At 70.5% G+C, this 16,434-nt stretch carries 12 protein-coding genes and 1 pseudogene; 9 read left to right on the forward strand and 4 right to left on the reverse strand.

The window, feature by feature from the left end; all coding sequences use genetic code 11:
* Positions 1–35 precede the first annotated feature (35 nt).
* Positions 36–401 carry a hypothetical protein gene (locus ACIBP6_RS04250; RefSeq protein ID WP_397048595.1) on the forward strand — a complete coding sequence of 122 codons (366 nt, stop codon included), beginning with the start codon at positions 36–38 and terminating at the stop codon, positions 399–401.
* Positions 402–417: 16 nt separating this feature from the next.
* Here ACIBP6_RS04250 and ACIBP6_RS04255 read toward each other — a convergent pair whose 3' ends face one another.
* Positions 418–963 carry a hypothetical protein gene (locus ACIBP6_RS04255; RefSeq protein ID WP_397048597.1) on the reverse strand — a complete coding sequence of 182 codons (546 nt, stop codon included), beginning with the start codon at positions 961–963 and terminating at the stop codon, positions 418–420.
* A 369-nt stretch (positions 964–1,332) separates the two neighbouring features.
* Here ACIBP6_RS04255 and ACIBP6_RS04260 point away from each other — a divergent pair, with 369 nt between their 5' ends.
* The 7 genes and pseudogenes from ACIBP6_RS04260 (at position 1,333) to ACIBP6_RS04290 (ending at position 7,829) form a co-directional block, all read left to right on the forward strand.
* The gene (locus ACIBP6_RS04260; RefSeq protein WP_397048599.1) at positions 1,333–1,902 is read left to right on the forward strand and encodes a flavin reductase family protein; all 570 of its coding nucleotides are present in this window, start codon (positions 1,333–1,335) and stop codon (positions 1,900–1,902) included.
* Positions 1,903–2,153: 251 nt separating this feature from the next.
* Positions 2,154–2,648: a MarR family winged helix-turn-helix transcriptional regulator gene (locus tag ACIBP6_RS04265; protein ID WP_397048601.1), complete on the forward strand. Its 495-nt coding sequence runs from the start codon at positions 2,154–2,156 to the stop codon at positions 2,646–2,648.
* Positions 2,649–2,744: 96 nt separating this feature from the next.
* Positions 2,745–3,980 (forward strand): cytochrome P450, encoded by a 1,236-nt coding sequence (locus ACIBP6_RS04270; RefSeq protein ID WP_397048603.1) that lies wholly within the window; start codon positions 2,745–2,747, stop codon positions 3,978–3,980.
* The gene (locus ACIBP6_RS04275) at positions 3,974–5,692 is read left to right on the forward strand and encodes an MFS transporter (RefSeq protein WP_397048605.1); all 1,719 of its coding nucleotides are present in this window, start codon (positions 3,974–3,976) and stop codon (positions 5,690–5,692) included. The genes ACIBP6_RS04270 and ACIBP6_RS04275 overlap by 7 nt, the downstream gene beginning before the upstream one ends.
* Positions 5,693–5,729: 37 nt before the next feature.
* The gene (locus tag ACIBP6_RS04280; RefSeq protein WP_397048607.1) at positions 5,730–7,379 is read left to right on the forward strand and encodes an immunity 49 family protein; all 1,650 of its coding nucleotides are present in this window, start codon (positions 5,730–5,732) and stop codon (positions 7,377–7,379) included.
* 67 nt (positions 7,380–7,446) lie between these two features.
* Positions 7,447–7,518: pseudogene (locus ACIBP6_RS04285) on the forward strand (hypothetical protein); the annotation flags it as partial.
* Positions 7,519–7,562: 44 nt separating this feature from the next.
* Positions 7,563–7,829: an amidohydrolase family protein gene (locus ACIBP6_RS04290; protein ID WP_397048609.1), complete on the forward strand. Its 267-nt coding sequence runs from the start codon at positions 7,563–7,565 to the stop codon at positions 7,827–7,829.
* A gap of 50 nt (positions 7,830–7,879) precedes the next feature.
* Here the strand turns inward: ACIBP6_RS04290 and ACIBP6_RS04295 are convergent, their stop codons facing one another.
* From ACIBP6_RS04295 to ACIBP6_RS04305, 3 genes are all read right to left on the reverse strand, one after another.
* A complete protein-coding gene (locus tag ACIBP6_RS04295) occupies positions 7,880–9,598 on the reverse strand; it encodes an OmpL47-type beta-barrel domain-containing protein (protein ID WP_397048611.1) in 1,719 nt (572 codons plus the stop codon).
* Between the two features lie 117 nt (positions 9,599–9,715).
* Positions 9,716–13,744 carry a ThuA domain-containing protein gene (locus ACIBP6_RS04300; RefSeq protein ID WP_397048612.1) on the reverse strand — a complete coding sequence of 1,343 codons (4,029 nt, stop codon included), beginning with the start codon at positions 13,742–13,744 and terminating at the stop codon, positions 9,716–9,718.
* 104 nt (positions 13,745–13,848) lie between these two features.
* Entirely contained in the window at positions 13,849–14,829 is a 981-nt protein-coding gene (locus ACIBP6_RS04305; RefSeq protein ID WP_397048614.1) for a multicopper oxidase domain-containing protein, read from the reverse strand.
* Between the two features lie 615 nt (positions 14,830–15,444).
* On the opposite strand from ACIBP6_RS04305, the gene sigJ reads away from it, so the two are divergent.
* Positions 15,445–16,386, forward strand: a complete 942-nt coding sequence (gene sigJ / locus ACIBP6_RS04310; RefSeq protein ID WP_397048616.1) for an RNA polymerase sigma factor SigJ — start codon at positions 15,445–15,447, stop codon at positions 16,384–16,386.
* The last annotated feature ends 48 nt before the right edge of the window (positions 16,387–16,434 follow it).

Below are 16,434 nucleotides of genomic sequence, written 5' to 3' on the forward strand. Positions count from 1 at the left end.
GTCGGCGGGGTCACGGCACGTGCGACGATGACCGCATGCCCGGCACGATCCGCGGGGGAAAGCCCGCCATACGCAGAGCCGCGTACGTGGGGGCGGCGCTCGTCGCAGCCGTCCTCGTGGCCCTGATCTGCGGTGAGCGGCTGCGTTTCGCTCACTCGGCGGGGGACATGGAGGCGGTCGCCCGCACGCTGGGGGAGGGTGTCGAGCTCAGGGGCCGGAGCATCGGAAGCCTCACGTTCGAGTTCGTCCGCCGGGAGGACGACCTGGTCTACTTCCACCGAGGCGAGCAAGGCTGGGACGGGGACTCCTACGGGTACGTCTGGAGCCCCGAGCACAGGCCGAGTGATACGCGCCACCTGCGGGGCCCTTGGTACAGGTACTGGAACGACGCGCACCAGTGACCTCTTCCGGCGCTGCTCATCCGACGGTGGGCTCAGGTAGGGGAATGACGTGCACGACGTCGCCGCCGGACCTCGCTTCGACGGTCGCGTCTTCGTCTCCCAGCACGCCTGCGAGACATATGCCCGGCGGCGATATCTCCTGTTCGGTCGCGGCGGAACCTGTTCGACAGGTGATGGACGTGATCGCACTGCCGACGGATATCTCAAGAAGGCGTACGGTCGTCGTCGCGCCGCCTTGGAAATCCGTCTCCGAAATGAGGGTCTCGGTCATTCCCAGACAGACGGCGTCGGACGGGCCGGCGGGCTCGGAGAATATATCCGGATAGCCGCTCGCCCCCGAATCCAGCTCCAGGTTTCGCCATCGTCCTGCGTGGTCGCGGACGGCGATGGACAGCTCGGACGCCGGCGATCCGTCTCGGCGGTGCCTGATGAACAGCACTGCGCCCAGGCCCTGGACGGTGCGCCAGCGTGCGACGGCGACGACTTGCCCTGCGGGAGGGAGCTGTCGCGCCATGGGCCGCGCACCGTCGAGGGTGAGGGAAATCAGCTCTGTCTTCGACACGGGCTTTCGATCCGATCTGACTGCGACTGATATCAGCGGCCCGGCGGGAAAGCCATGCGGCGGCGACGTATTCAGGGTAGCCCGCCACGATGAGCTGCCCCTCGTTTCGCACCTGCGAACCGGGCCGCATGATGACGTTGATTTTCCCTTCGACCCGGTGCGTGTCTTTGCGTCCGCAGTCCGGTACGGCGTCGCGTGACGCGGGCTGTGCGGCGGTGGCGGGCAGCGGCAGTGTGGCGACGAGCGGGGGGCGGACGGTCATGACGGCGCTCCCGGACGGCCTGGAGGTGCGCGTCCTCCGTCCGCCGCGGTACAGCCCTCGATCCGGCCATGACGAGACGGTGCGCCGGCGGTGGGAAGGAACGAACCATGAGCACTGCCGGCGGTTTCGTGGAGTACCCGGTGGAGAACGTGCATCGGCTGATCGAGCCCGGGCCGGTCGTCATGGTGTCCACGTTCGACGGGCGGCGGGCCAACCTGATGACCAACGCCTTCAACATGCCGGTGGCGCACGGGGCCCTCATCGCGCTCGTCCTCGGCCCCTGGGACCACAGCTACGAGGCGTTGTCCGCCACGGGGGAGTGCGTCATCGCGATCCCCTCCGTCGACCTGGCCGAGCGGGTGGTCGACGTCGGCAACGTCTCCGGCGGCGACGTCGACAAATGGCAGCGGTTCGGCTTCACCCCGGCGCCCGGTGCGGTGGTGCGGGCGCCTCTCGTCATGGAGTGCTTCGCCAACATCGAATGCACCGTCGCCGACGACCGGCTCGTCGAGGATCACGGCCTGTGGATCCTCCAGGGTGAGCGGGCCTGGTACGACGCCGCCAAGCGGGGCGCGGGCGAGTTCCATCACCGAGGCGACGGCACGTTCTCCGCGAACGCCGCCACCCTGGACCTCCGGCACCGTATGACCAAATGGCGGTATCTGACCGGCGATTGACCGCCCTGCCCTGCCCGTACGAAGCACTGCATTGGGGCATTTATCCGGTTTTTGCCTAATTTAGATAGATGTCCTATATAGGCCGGTGATACGACGGCAGTAGGCGTCTCCCCGGACGAGGGTCCGGAGGGCACCACCCGAGACTGGAGGACGTGGTGCTGTTATGCACGCCCGCACCCGTGGTCACGGTGACCGGCGTGTCGAGGCTCGGCCCGCCTGGAGCCTGACATGTCGCAGGAAGGCCGGAGAGCATGGGCCCTGACGCCGCGGACATGGCCGACGCGTTCAGAGAGGTCGCACGGCTGGTGCTGCGTCACCTGTCGGTGTACGGAGACCTCAACATCACCGCACTGTCCACGCTCTCCAGGCTCGACAGCCAGGGGCCGCTCCGGCTGACGACGCTCGCGGCCGCCGAGGGCATCGCCCAGCCGTCGATGACCCAGGTGGTCAAGCGGCTGGAGCAGTTCCGGCTGGCGCGGAGGGTGGACGAGCCCCAGGACGCGCGCGTGGTCATGGTCGCCGTCACCGACGCCGGCCGGCGGTTGCTGGAGGAGCACCGGCAGGCCCAGCGCGACCGGCTGGCCGAGCTGCTGTCGGAGCTCCCACCGGAGGACCAGGAGGTCCTCGACACGGCGATGCGGGCCGCGCGCCCCGCCATCAGGCGACTGCTCTCCAACGCCGCGGCCCAGAAGACTCCCGCCGGCGCCCGACCCGCGCCGCCCCAGCAGGCGACCGCCGGCGCCTGAAGCGCGGCGGAGAAGGCGGCGCCGGCTTTGCGGCGCCCAGGCCTCGATCACGTTCACGACCGAGGACGTTCACCACCGGAGAAGGGGCAAGGCATCATGACCGCCAACCCGGAAACCACCACCACGCCCCCCGTGGCCGAGGACTACCCGATGCGGCGCGCGCCCGGCTGCCCGTTCGACCCGCCGCCGCGCCTGCGGGAGCTGCAGGCCGCCGCGCCCATCACCCGCGTACGCATCTGGGACGGCAGCACCCCCTGGCTGGTCACCCGGTACGACGACCAGCGGGCGCTGCTGGCCGACCGGCGCATCAGCGCCGACAGCGGCAACCCGCGCTACCCGCATCAGGGCCCGTCCCAGAAGGAGCTGCAGCGGCAGACGCAGACGTTCCTCACCATGGACAACCCCGAGCACGCCCGCCTGCGCAGGACGGTCACCGCGCCGTTCTCCATCAGGCGCGTGGAGGCACTGCGCCCGGCCATCCAGGCGATCGTGGCCGGCCAGATCGACGAGATGCTGGCCGGCCCGAACCCCGTGGACCTCGTCGAGGCGTTGGCGCTGCCGGTGCCGTCGCGGGTGATCTGCGAGCTGCTCGGCGTTCCGTACGCCGACCATGACTTCTTCCAGGCCCAGAGCCGGATCCTGGTCAAGAACGACACGCCTCCGGAGCAGGCCAGGCTGGCCCAGCGGCGGCTGGTCGACTACCTCGACGAGCTGGTCGGCGACAAGCTCGCGCGCCCCGGGGACGACCTGCTCTCGGAACTGGCCGTCAAGCGGGTCGCCACCGGCGAGCTGACCCGGGGGGAGGCGGCGTCCATCGGGCGGCTGCTGCTGATCGCCGGCCACGAGACCACCGCCAACATGATCGCGCTGGGCACCCTCGCGCTGCTGCACCACCCCGGCCGGCTGGCCGAGCTGCGGGAGACCGACGACCCGGCGCTGGTCGCGGGGGCGGTCGAGGAGCTCCTGCGCTACCTGACCATCGTGGCGACCGGACGGCGCCGGGTGGCCCTGGAGGACATCGAGATCGGCGGGCAGACCATCCGCGCCGGCGAGGGCGTCATCCTGGCCACCGACGCCGGGAACCGGGACCCGGCCGCCTTCCCCGACCCCGACCGGCTCGACCTCCACCGCAACGCGCGCCACCACGTCGCGTTCGGCTTCGGCGTGCACCAGTGTCTCGGCCAGCCGCTGGCCCGCGTCGAGCTGCAGGTCGTCTACGGCACGCTCTACCGCCGCATCCCCTCGCTGCGACCGGCCGTGGACCTCGATCGCATCCCGTTCAAGCACGACGGGTTCATCTACGGCGTCTACGAGCTGCCCGTGACATGGTGACCCACCGGACGACAGGCCGGAACACCGGTCCGCCACGCGCCCGCCGCACCTGGATCGCCGCCGACCACCCCCACTACAAGTGGGTGGCGCTGACCAACACCACCCTCGGGGTCCTGATCGCCTCCATCAACAGCTCCATCGTGCTGATCTCGCTGCCCGCGATCTTCACCGGCATCCGGCTCGACCCGCTTCAGCCCGGGAACGTCGGCTATCTGCTCTGGACGCTCATGGGCTACATGCTCGTCACGGCCGTCCTGGTGGTCACGCTCGGCAGGCTGGGCGACATGTGGGGCCGGGTCCGCATCTACAACAGCGGGTTCGTCATCTTCACCCTGACGTCGGTCGTGCTCTCGCTGGATCCCTTCCACGGCGAGGGCGGCGCGCTGTGGCTGATCGGGTGGCGGGTGGTGCAGGCGGTCGGCGGCGCCATGCTCATGGCCAACTCCGCCGCGATCATCACCGACGCGTTCCCCGGCCGGCAACGCGGCATGGCGCTGGGCGTCAACATGGTGGCGGGCATCGCCGGCTCGTTCCTCGGCCTGGTGCTCGGCGGGGTGCTCGCGGAGTGGGACTGGCGCTCGGTCTTCTGGGTCAACGTCCCGATCGGGGTCGCGGGCACCGTCTGGGCGTACCGCTCCCTGCACGAGACCGGCAAGCGCGCGCCCGGGCGCATGGACTGGTGGGGCAACATCACCTTCGCCGTGGGCCTGACGGCCCTGCTCGCCGGCATCACGTACGGCATCCAGCCGTACGGCGGCCACACCATGGGCTGGACGAACCCGTGGGTGCTGGCCGCCCTCGCCGGCGGCGTCGCGATGCTGGCGGTCTTCTGCCTGGTCGAGACGAGGACGGCCGAGCCCCTGTTCCGGCTGAGCCTGTTCCGCAGCACGGCCTTCGCCGGCGGGAACGCGGCCACCCTGCTGACCGCCATGGCCCGCGGTGGCCTGCAGTTCATGCTGATCATCTGGTTGCAGGGCATCTGGTTGCCCCTGCACGGCTACGACTACGCCGACACCCCGCTGTGGGCGGGCATCTACCTGCTGCCGCTCACGATCGGCTTCCTGGCGGCCGGGCCGGTCTCCGGGCACCTGTCGGACCGTTACGGCGTCCGGCCGTTCGCCGCCGCCGGCTGCCTGGTGATGGCGGTCTCCTTCGTCGGGCTCCTGCTGCTGCCCACCGACTTCGGCTATCCGGCCTTCGCGGTGCTGGTCTTCCTGAACGGGGTCGGTGGCGGCCTGTTCTCCGCACCGAACACCTCGATCATCATGTCCAGCGTCCCGGCGGAGGCCCGCGGCGCAGCCTCCGGCATGCGCTCCACCTTCCAGAACGCCGGCACGGTGCTGTCGATGGGGGTCTTCTTCTGCCTCATGGTGGCCGGATTGTCCGACTCGCTGCCGGGCGTCCTCAGCGTCGGGCTCACCGAGCAGGGGGTGCCCGCCCAGGCCGCCCACTCCATCGCCGGGCTGCCGCCGGTGGGGGTGCTGTTCGCCGCGTTCCTCGGTTACAACCCCATCGGGCACCTTCTCGGGCCGGGGCTGCTGGGCCACCTGCCCGCGGCCCACGTCGACGTGCTCACCGGCCGCCGGTTCTTCCCGGAGCTGATCTCGCACCCGTTCCACAACGGCCTGGGGGTGGTCTTCGCGCTGGCCACGGCCATGGCGCTGGTCTCCGCGGCCGCCTCGCTCATCCGCCGGGCGAAGGCCCACAGGTAGCGCCATATCCCGATATTTCGGTTTAAGGTGGGGTGCTGTGATCTCCGGGGGACAGCGTCACGAGGTGCGCGAGGCAACGGTGGCGGCGGCCCGTGAGGGGTTCGCCGGCAGGATCGGCTCGATGGTCAGGTCGATGGCGAAAGCCGGCCCGATGACCGCGTACGAGTGGTGGCTGATCTGCGAGGAGTTCCTGGACTACCTGGGCGCGCTCTCCGCCGGGACGCCCGACCTCGACACCCCCGAGGCCAGGGCCGCCTTCGGCAACGCCGCCGAGGCCGCCGCCGGAGCGGTCGCGTACGCGGCGTACCACCCGTTCGCCGGTTTCTCGGTCTACCTCGACTACGTCGACTTCGGCATCACTTACGAGCCCGAGCCCGGGGGCACGCCGCAGCCGATCACCGCGGACCGCTGGCTCGACGCGTTCTGCCTGGCGGTCCTGGCGGGCACGGCCGAACGGCACGGGGAGGCGTTCCACTTCGCCCGCGGCACGGCCCAGGAGGAGCTCGTCGACGGCTTGATGGCGTACGTCATCGGCGACACGGAGGAACCGCGCGCCGCGACCGACGCAACTCTCCCGCACGCCACAGCGGTCCACGCGCTGCGCGCCCTGGAAGCCGGCGACCAGGAGACGTTCCGCACCGCTCTGGCCGAGCTGCTCCTCCGCCACCGCGCGCTGCACGGGCCCGCAGACCGGCCCCGCACCCTGCTCCCGCTCCTCCCGTTGGCCCTCGCCGCCCTGGCCTACCGCCGTCACGGCTGGCCGCCGCCCGAGACCGGCTACCTGCCGCGCGCGCTGGTGACCGGCTTCGCGACCGCGGGCCCGAGGGTCCGGGCGTACGGCCGGGAGAGACGACCTGACGCGGTCGCCGAGCTGGCCGCCGGGCCGGTGGTGGTGCGGCGGCCGGGGCCGCCCGGCTTCCTGCACCCGGAGAGCGAGGCGTTGTTCGAGGAGTACACCAGGGAGGCGTTCACCCCGGAGGACGGAAAGCCGCTGAACCCGCGAGGACTGTCGACCGCCTTGCGGTATCAGGAGCTGCTCTTCGTGGCCCGCGCCGGGCTGTCCGACGACGTCACGGACGTGCAACTGGCGAACCTGCGCCTGGCCTCCCAGCTGGGGGCCGCGTTGTTCCGCGTCGCGCTCGCCGAGCCCGGCGCCGGCGTCGAGGTGACGATCGACGGCCGCACGCTCACCTACCCGGCCCACCGCGCGGCCGAGCCCGGCACCTGGCACACCGCCGTGAATTTCGCGCTGATCACCGGGACCCGAGAGGACCTGGCCCCGGTCGTCGTGGCCGGCTCCGACACCCTCCGGCAGGACGGCTCCGCCTTCGCCTCCTACCGCAGAGCCCTGCACGACTACCTGCGCGGCACCGACCCCGAACCCGCCACCGACCAGGCCCTGCACGACTGCGACAAGGCCAGGACCTGGGGATTCCGCCCGCCGCCCGCCGTGCTGCTCGCGCAGCTGGTCGAGGGCGACCAGGAGAGCTTCAACCTGGCACTGCTCGACGCCCTCGACGCCCACCGCGACCACTACGGGGTCGCCGACCGCGCGGACGACTCCGAGGCCGCGATCAACCTCGACGTCCTGGCCCTGGCCTGCCACGCGCGCCGCCGCGGCTGGGACGTCCAGGTCGTCTCCCCCTACCTGCCGGTCCGTCTCCTCCGAGCGGCCGGGCCGCGCTGACCGGGCGAGGAACTCCCCGGAGGTCTTCCTGGCGGACCGTCCCCGGCTGCTGGGCCTGGCGTACCGGCTGCTCGGGGTCGCGGGCGAGGCCGAGGACGTCGTCCAGGAGGCCTACATCGGCTGGCAGCGCGGCACGCGGGTCGCCGTCCCCGGCGCGTGGCTCACCACCGTCGTCACGAACCTGTGCCTCAACTCCTGGATCGAGGCGATCACCGGCGGATCCGGCGCCCTGGAGCTGTCCCCGGACGACCGCGTCGGCTCGTCGCCGCCGCGACCAGCCTGCCCGCCCGGCACCACGGGCTGCCCGGCCGCGGCCGCATCGCCCCCGGGCTGCCGGCCAGCCTCGTGCTCGTCGACGGCGACCCGCTCCAGGACATCGCCGCGACGCGCTCGATCGTGGACGTCTGGCGGCACGGGGTCCGCCAGACGCGACCCACCGGCGAGCGATGACGCACGGGCGGCCTCTCTCGCAAAGGAGACAGGCCGCCCGGCCGATCAGATCAGGGCTTCTTGCAATCCTTGCCGTTGCCGTTGCCGTTGCCGTTGCCGTTGCCCTTGCCCGGCTTCGGGCATTGCTCGCCCGGCGGGTTGTCGTCCCCGCCGGACGCCGCCTTGACGAGCATGAAGGTGGCCGTGCCCACCGCGGAGGTGTTCCCGGCCTTGTCGGTGGCCCGGTAGGTCACCGTGTGCGCTCCCGGCTGGGAGACCGCCAGCGCCTTCGTGTAGACCGCGTACGGCTGGCCGTCCAGCGAGTACTCCACCTTGTCCACCCCGGACTCGGTGTCGTTCGCCGTGATCGTCACCGTCGCGGAGCCCACGTAGTTCCACGCCCAGTCCATGCTGCCGGTGATGCCCGCCGTCACCTGCGGCGGGGTGGTGTCCCCGCCCTGGGGAGCCGCGACGGTGAACGTCACCGAGCCGACCTCCGAGGTGTTGCCCGCCTCGTCGGTGGCCCGGTAGCGCACGGTGTGCGCCCCCGCCCGGTTGACCGTCACCGGCGCCGTGTAGGCCGCGAACGCCGCGTTGTCGAGCGAGTACTCCACCGTGTCGACCCCGGACTCGGTGTCGTCAGCGGTGACGGTGACCGTCGCGGAGCCGACGTACTCGCCGTTCTCGTTCTGGTCGCCCGCCACCTGCGCGGTCACCTGCGGGGGAGTGGTGTCCTCCTCCTGCTCGGCCACCACGGTGAACTCCGTCGTGCCCGCGTCGGAGGTGTTGCCCGCCTTGTCGGTGGCCCGGTAGGTCACGACGTGCGCGCCGGGCTGGCCGACCGTGAGCGGCTGCGTGTAGACCGCGTACGGCTGGCCGTCCAGCGAGTACTCCACCGTGTCGACCCCGGACTGGGCGTCGTTCGCGGTGATGGTGACCGTCGCGGAGCCGACGTAGTTGCCGTCGTCGTCCCGGTCACCCCCGACCTCCGCCGTCACCTGCGGGGGAGTGGTGTCCTCCTCCTGCGGGGCCACCACGGTGAACGCCACCGAGCCGACCTCCGAGGTGTTGCCGGCCGTGTCGGTGGCCCGGTAGCGCACGGTGTGCGCGCCGATCTCGTTGACCGTCACCGGCGCGGTGTAGGGCGCGAACGCCGCGTCGTCGAGGGCGTATTCGACCGTCTCGACCCCGGACTCGGTGTCGCTCGCGGAGACGGTCACGGTCGCGGAGCCGACGTAGTTGCCGTCCTCGTCCTGGTCGCCCGCCACCTGCGCCGACACCTGCGGCGCGGTCGTGTCCGAGCCGCCGCCTTCGGTGACCACCAGCTCGCCGACCATCTGGCCGTGACCGGGGATCGCGCAGAAGAAGCGGTACTTGCCCGGCGTGAGGTTCACCTGCGCCTCGTGCCGGCCGCCGTTCGCGTCGATGGGGCTGGCGAGGATGTTGACCCTGACGTCGTGGTTGTAGCCCGGGGTGGAGACGTCGAAGGTCAGGGTGTGGGTCATGCCGGTGACGTTGCCGGTCGCCACGCTGTTCTCGAAGACGATGGTGGTAGGACCCGCCGTCGCCTCTGTCGGCGCCGACTTGTACGCGGTCATGCTGTCGTCGGCGGTCCAGGTGAGCACCTGGTCCGCCGAGGCGGTCAGTTGCAGGCGGGGCTGCGCGGCGGCCTGGCCCGACGACAGGAAGAGCGCCGGGAGCCCGGCGGCCAGCAGCAGCACGGCCAGGCCCGGTGCCGTGGCGGCCGCTCTGAGCGCCCGCCGTAAGGCACTGATCAAGGGGACATGCATGGACGATGCACCTCTCAAAGTCTGCGCGCGTGCCGGCGAAGGGCACGCTCCGGCTGGGGTGGGGCACCGGGCCAGGGGCGGAACGCCCCCGGCCCGGCGCCCGGCCGGTGGACCGGCCTAGAGCTCGCGCACCCGGATGTTGCGGAATTCGGTCAGGTCGTTGTTGCCGTGGTTCTGCAACCCGACGAACCCGCTGATGAACTGGCGCAGGTCCGTGGGCGGGTCGCCGGCGCGGGACGACTGCTTGCCCGGCGTGTTGTCGAACTCGTTGATCACCTTGCCGTTGCGGATGATCGTGTAGTGCTGGCCGACCACCCGGATCTCGTAGTCGTTCCACTGGCCCTTCGGGGTGACCCCCGCCTTGTCCAGGCCGTTGGTGGAGAAGTTGTAGACGGAGCCGGTCTTCTGCGGCTCGCCCGTGTCGCCGTCGTAGATCTGGATCTCGTGACCGCAGTAGATCGCGACCCAGGCGGGCGACGTGCGGGCCGAGCCCACCGTTCCGCAGCTTCCCGAAGGACGCTGGTCGAGCGGCGTCCTCAGGTCGGGGAAGCGGACGAAGACGCCGGTGTTGGCGCGGCCCGTGCCCGGCGCGATGTCACGGAACTGCAGCCTCAGCGAGAAGTCGGCGTACGCCTTCTCCGAGTACCACAGCATGCCGAGACCGCCTGAGGAGCGGATCGAGCCGTCCGGCTGCAGGGTGAACTGCCCGGACGGAGCCTGGGTCCAGCCCTGCAGCGACCGGGCCGTCCCGTCGAAGATCGTCTCGTACCCGTTGGTCTTGCCGATCTGCGACTGGGCGGCGGCCTTCTTCAGCGTGGACGCCTCGCGGTTGTCGATGACGCCGTCCTTGCGGGCGTCGTTCACCACGTCGTTCAGGTGGCTCACGAACTCGCCGTGGTTCTTCCACTGGCGCTCGTCGTCGATCAGGTCGTTGAGCGTGCAGGCGCCCGCGGCCACCCGGTTGGGCACGCCGGTGTCGGTGTCGAGCAGCCGGACCGTCGGCCGGGCGTCCGGCGCGGTGCAGTCCACCTTGACGTCGATGGTGCCGGTGGCCGACTCGCCGTCGGCGTAGGTGACCTTCAGCGTCGCCTTGTAGGTGCCGAAGTCCTTGTAGGTGTGCGTCGGGTTCGCCTCCTTCGACGGCTTGCCGCCGTCGCCGAAGTCCCACTCCCACGACACGCCGCCGGCCTTCGTGCTGGAGAACGCCACCGTCCTGGGGTCGCTCTGCCGCACCGGGCGCGCCACCGCGTAACTCGGGTCCGGCGTCGCCGGACCGCCCTTGTAGGCGACGCGGATCAGCTTCTGGTTGGGGTGCAGGCTGAAGAAGCCGCCCGCGTAGTCGAGCATGTACAGCGCGCCGTCCGGGCCGAACTTGGCGTCCATCCACGACTGGAGCTGGGTGGTGCCGCCGCCGGTCTGGATGATGTGGCGCAGGTCCTCGCCGAAGACGGGCGCGCCCGCCTCAGGGACCTTCTTCGGGTCGACGGTCACGGCGACGCGGTTGTTGGCGTTGGACTGGTCACCGATGAACCACTTGCCGTCCCAGTACGCCGGCCACGCCACACCGCTGTCGGTGTCGACCTCGGAGCGGTGGTACGTCGGCCCCGACATGACGGCCTGGCCGCCACCCTTGAGGTAGGGGATGGTGAAGGTCTCGTCGCCCAGCTTGTACGTGGGCAGGCCGCTGTCGTCGTCCCGCTTCGGGTAGACGGGGCCGCCGCCCTGCGGCGAGTACCAGATCATGTTGGCGCGCGCCGGCGGGATGTCCACCAGGCCGGTGTTGCGCGGCGAGGTGTTCTTCAGGTTGTCGCAGTCGTACCACTCGGCGGGCTGGGTGGCGTCGGTGTTGCTGCGGTCGCGGTAGGGCTGCTTGTCGCCCATGCAGTACGGCCAGCCCTGGTTGCCGGCGGAGGTGAGGATCGTCGCCGTCTCGTACTTGGCCGGGCCCCACGTCTCGCTCGGGGCGCCGGCGTCCGGGCCGACCCAGCCGGCGGTGATCCAGTTGTTCACGTTGTCCCAGGCGAGGCGGGCGATGTTGCGCACGCCCATCACCCAGATCTCCGGGCGGGTCTTGCCGCCGCCCTCCTCCTCGCCGGTGAACAGGTTGCCCTTGGGGATCGTGTACGTGCCGTCGGGCTCCGGGTGGATCCGCAGGATCTTGCCGTTGAGGTCGTTGGTGTTGCCCGAGGTGCGCCGGGCGTCCTGGAACGACACGCCCTTGTAGTCCGCGGTCCAGTTGTTGCCGGAGTAACCGCCGGAGCCGCCCGAGGAGTTGCTGTCACCGGTGCCGATGTAGAGGTTGCCGTCCTCGTCGAACGTCATGCCTCCGCCCGCGTGGCAGCAGCTGTGGATCTGGGTGTCCCACTGCAGCAGGTCCTTGCGGGTGCTCTGGTCGATCGTCTGGGCGGCGGCGTCATAGGTGAACCGGGAGACCGTGCGCTTGCCGATCCGCCGGTCCCTGTCGATCGACTCGTGCGGCATCCAGTAGGCGTAGACCCAGCCGTTCTCCGCGAACTTCGGGTCGAGCGTGATGCCGACCAGGCCCTCCTCGTTCTTGACCAGCTCGTCGCCGCTGCCTCGGTTGCCCATGACGGGCAGCGTGGTCAGCAGCTTGACCTGCTTGGTCTTCGGATCCCACTGGTGGATGGTGCCGCAGCCGAGGCCGACCTTGGGGTCGTTCCAGTCGGCGATCGGGCCGGTGGCGCAGGCCGCCTTGCCGATGTAGAAGACCTTGCCGTCCGGCGCGACGGTCAGGCCGTGCGGCTCGCCGATCTGGTCGAGCTGGCCCTGCTTGTTCTGCGCGGTCAGCCGCTCGATGGTGTAGTTCGCGGCGATGGTCGCCTGGCAGTCGCCGCGGACGAGCCCGGCCGCCCACTTGATGGCGCCGCCGAGGTGGCTGCGGAAGTGCTCGTCGCCGGTGTAACTCGCCCGCGTGCCGCCCATGCCGGTGTAGAACGACCGGCCGCCGTCGTAGTCACGGCACCAGGAGATCGGGTGGAACGCGCCGTTGCCGTTCAGGCCCGCGTCATAGGTGTGCTCGCCGACCTGCGCCACCGTGTGGACCTTGCCCAGCGGGTTCGGGCTCCAGTTCATCCACGTGTCGGTGCGCTTCACGGTGAACGGCAGGCCCTTGTTCGCCGGGTGCTGCCGGTCGACGAGGTCGACGACCGCCTCCTGCGGCTTGCTCTCCGGCGGTTCTCCGGCGGTGGGGCCGAACAGCCGCAGCTCGGCGAGCTGGATCAGGGGCTCGCCGCTGTTCGCGGTGATGTTGAGCCGGTAGTGCTGGTACGCCGTGGTGTTCTCGAACGTGTATTCCTTGGTCTGGAACCGCTGTGGGAAGCTCTCCCCGGTCCGCCGGTCGAGGTCGGTCCAGTTCGTCCCGTTCTGCGAGCCCTGCAGGGTCCAGTCCTTCGGGTCGCGGCCGGGGAAGTCGTTGGCCGATGTCAGCGCGTAGTGGGCCACCGCGACCGGCTCCTCGAGCCTGAACTGCACCCATCCGGTCGGCGTCCTGGCCAGCCACTTGCTGTCGTTGCTCCCGTCGAACAGCTTGTCCTTGGTCTCGTTCGGCGGGTTGTCGCCGCTGGCCGAGCTCTCCACCACCTTCTCCGGCGGGGGCAGGCTGCCGGCGGGGCGGCTGCCGACCAGCTCGGTGAACCAGGCGGAGTCCGCCTGGGCGCGCGCGGCGTCGTGGACGCCGACGAAGCCGCCGCCGTTCCTGATGTAGGCCTGGAAGGCGGCCAGCTGGCCGTCGTTCAGCGGCGCGCCCTCGGCGGACAGGAACACCACGCCGCGGTAGCGCGCCAGATTGTCGGCGGTGAAGACGGCCGGGTCCTGCGAAACGTCGACGGAGAAGCCGTTCTTCTGGCCCAGCTCCTTGATCGCCGCCGCGGCCTGCTCGACCGGGTCGTCCTGCTTGTCGGCCGGGCCGTGGAAGACGAGCACGCTGACAGAGTCTTTCCCGGGCGGCTTCGGCGGCGCGACCTGCGCCTGTGCCTGTTCCTGTGCCTGTTCCTGTGCCTGTTCCTGTGCCAGGGCCGGTACGGCCGCCGGGGTGGCCAGCCCCAGCAGCAGCACGGCGCTCGACATCGTGATCAGCGCGCGGCGCCAGGCGGGTGGTCGGGGCGGTAAGAGGCCTTTTCCGGCCATCGTTCGCTCCTTCGCGGTGAGGGTGATTCGGGACCTGCTGGGAAGGGCTGAGGGGTCGGTCGCAGCGGGGGAGTGTTCTCGCCGCCGGGTCCTGCCGGGGCGCGTCAGTGGCCCGCGTGGCCGGAGTGGCCGCCGCCCGAGTGGTCCGGGACGTTGCCGTTCTCGTCGGTCACCATGAAGATCCCGGCCATGCCCATGTCGGAGTGGCTCTGGACGTGGCAGTGGTACATCCAGGCCCCAGGGCCGACGCGCTCGCCGGCGATCACCTGGAAGCCGAACGACTCGGCCGGTCCGGTGATCTTGGTGTCGATGATCCGGCTCTGGTCCTGCGGGTGCTCCAGCAGGCCGGTGCGGTTGTCGGCCCAGCGGTGCCCGTGGATGTGGAACGTGTGGTAGAAATCGCCGTGCGTGATCACGATCCACTCGACCCGCTCGCCGACCTTCGCCACGAACTCGGGCGCCTCGTGGCCGGCACGGTTGTTGATCATCATGTCGTTGAAGACCACGGTGAACGTCTTGTCCGGCAGGGTGTCGCCCTTGCGGCGGACGATGAGCGGCCCGTACAACCCCTGCCGGATGCCGCCCGTGCCGTGGTCGGTGCCCACGACGTGGTCGTGGTAGTGCCAGTAGCCCGCGCTGCCCGGCTCGATGCTCCCGCCGGGGCGCCGGCCCGGCGCGTGCGTGCGCCAGACGTACGTACGCCGCCCGCCGGGCTCCACCAAGCTGTTGGTCAGCCGCGTGCCGTCGCTGGCCTGGTCGTAGTCCACCCCGTGCACGTGCAGGCTGGCCGCCACGCTCAGGTTGTTCACCATCTCGATCTCGAGCGTCTCGCCCTCGACCATCTCGATCAGGGGCCCGGGGATCGTGGCCTTGCCGGGCTCCAGGCCGTAGCCCAGCTGGCCGTCCGGCAGTTGCTCGGCGTAGAGGGTCATCCGGCGGACGACGGGGTCCTTGCCGCCTTTGCCCGGCTTGTCGGCGGGTTTGTCGACCGCCGCCTCGCTCTGGCTCGATACGACTAATGGTGCGAACGCGGCGAACGCCGCGGATGCGGTGAAGGCACGCCGGGAGAACAGGCTTTTCGCCATGCCTCTGCCTACCTCGGTCATGGTTCCCCAATCGGTGACGGCGCCTCACTTGCGTGAGGGCGAGGTGCAGCTGCTCGGGTGCCGGCGGTGGGCCGGCGCGGACGACTGGGCGTCGCATCGTGATCACTGATGCTGTGGGGGTGCGGTGAGGGTGGTTTTCGATGGAAGTACGCGCCTTTTTTGGCGCAATGTCAAGAAGTTACGTTGAAATCCCCCGTACTTCCGCTTATATCTGGCTAAAGGGTCACGGCGCCGCGGGCGCCCGCTGAGTCATGCCCGGGGTGCGCCGGCGGCCCAACCGGGCGGCGACCGATACGACGGAGCCCGGCGATCTTCTGCTTGACCGCCGATAAAAGTGCCTCTTAACTGGCATACGGTATGCACCTCCGCCCCTCGGGAGCTTCCATGGACCACTCGTCCCGTACGTCCTTGCCGGCGCGAGGGCGCGGACCACATCGCTGATGGACCCCGTTGTGGCCGCCGGCAGGGAACTTCTGCACGCTCTGACGCGGGTCCTGACGTCCGCGTAACCGGCCCACGACGATCGAGCCCTCGGCACATCCATCGAGCGCCCGATTCCATGCCCACGCCATGAAGCCCGGCTACGATCGAGTCATGCCTTTGACGGTGGACGACGTCGACCGGTTCGAGCTGTCGAGGCCCCGTCTGGAGGCCATCGCCTACCGGCTCCTCGGCTCCGCGGACGAGGCGCAGGACGTCGTGCAGGAGACGTTCCTGCGCTGGCAGGCCGCCGACGTCGACCGCGTCGAGGTCCCCGAGGCCTGGCTGACGAAGGTGCTCACCAACCTGTGCCTCAACCAGCTCACCTCCGCGCGGGCGCGCCGCGAGACCTACGTGGGCCGATGGCTTCCCGAGCCGCTGCTCGCCGGCGACCCGATGCTCGGCCCGGCCGACACCGCCGAGCAGCGCGAATCGGTCTCGTACGCGGTGCTCACCCTCATGGAGCGCCTGTCCCCCAACGAACGGGCCGTGTACGTGCTGCGGGAGGCGTTCGACTACCCGCACCGGGAGATCGCCGAGATCCTCGCCATCACCGAGGCGGCCAGCCAGCAGATCTTTCACCGCGCCAAGAAGCATGTCGCCTACGGCAAAGCCCGCGCCGAGATCGACGATGCCGCCGCCCGGCGGATCGTCGAGGAGTTCCTCGCCGCCGCCACCAGTGGCCGGACCGACGAGCTCGTACGCCTGCTCACCAAGGACGCCGTCTCCATCGGCGACGGCGGAGGGAAGGTTCCGGCACGCACCAAGGCGTTCGAGGGAGCCGTCGCGGTCGCGAAGTTCCTGTGGGGCATGTTCAAGCCCGCCGAGGCCAAGCGCGCCGTCGTCGGCGGCTCGCCCGAGGTGTACGCCTGGACCGCCAACGGCGAACCCGCCGTCGTGGCCGTCGTGGCGGGCCGGGTCGTCGCCATCATGTGCCTGGAGGTCACCCCCGAGGGCATCACCGCCTGCCGTACCCAGGCGAACCCCGACAAGCTCCAACGCGCGACCGAGCAATGGGCGGCGCTGAGCCATGGGGAGCCCCTGCTCGTCATGTGACCTGTCTCACATGGCGCTCCTGTCAGGAAACCGCGGGCCATCCGGTTC

This window comes from Nonomuraea terrae, from assembly GCF_044465245.1.
Taxonomy (GTDB): Bacteria; Actinomycetota; Actinomycetes; order Streptosporangiales; family Streptosporangiaceae; genus Nonomuraea; species Nonomuraea terrae.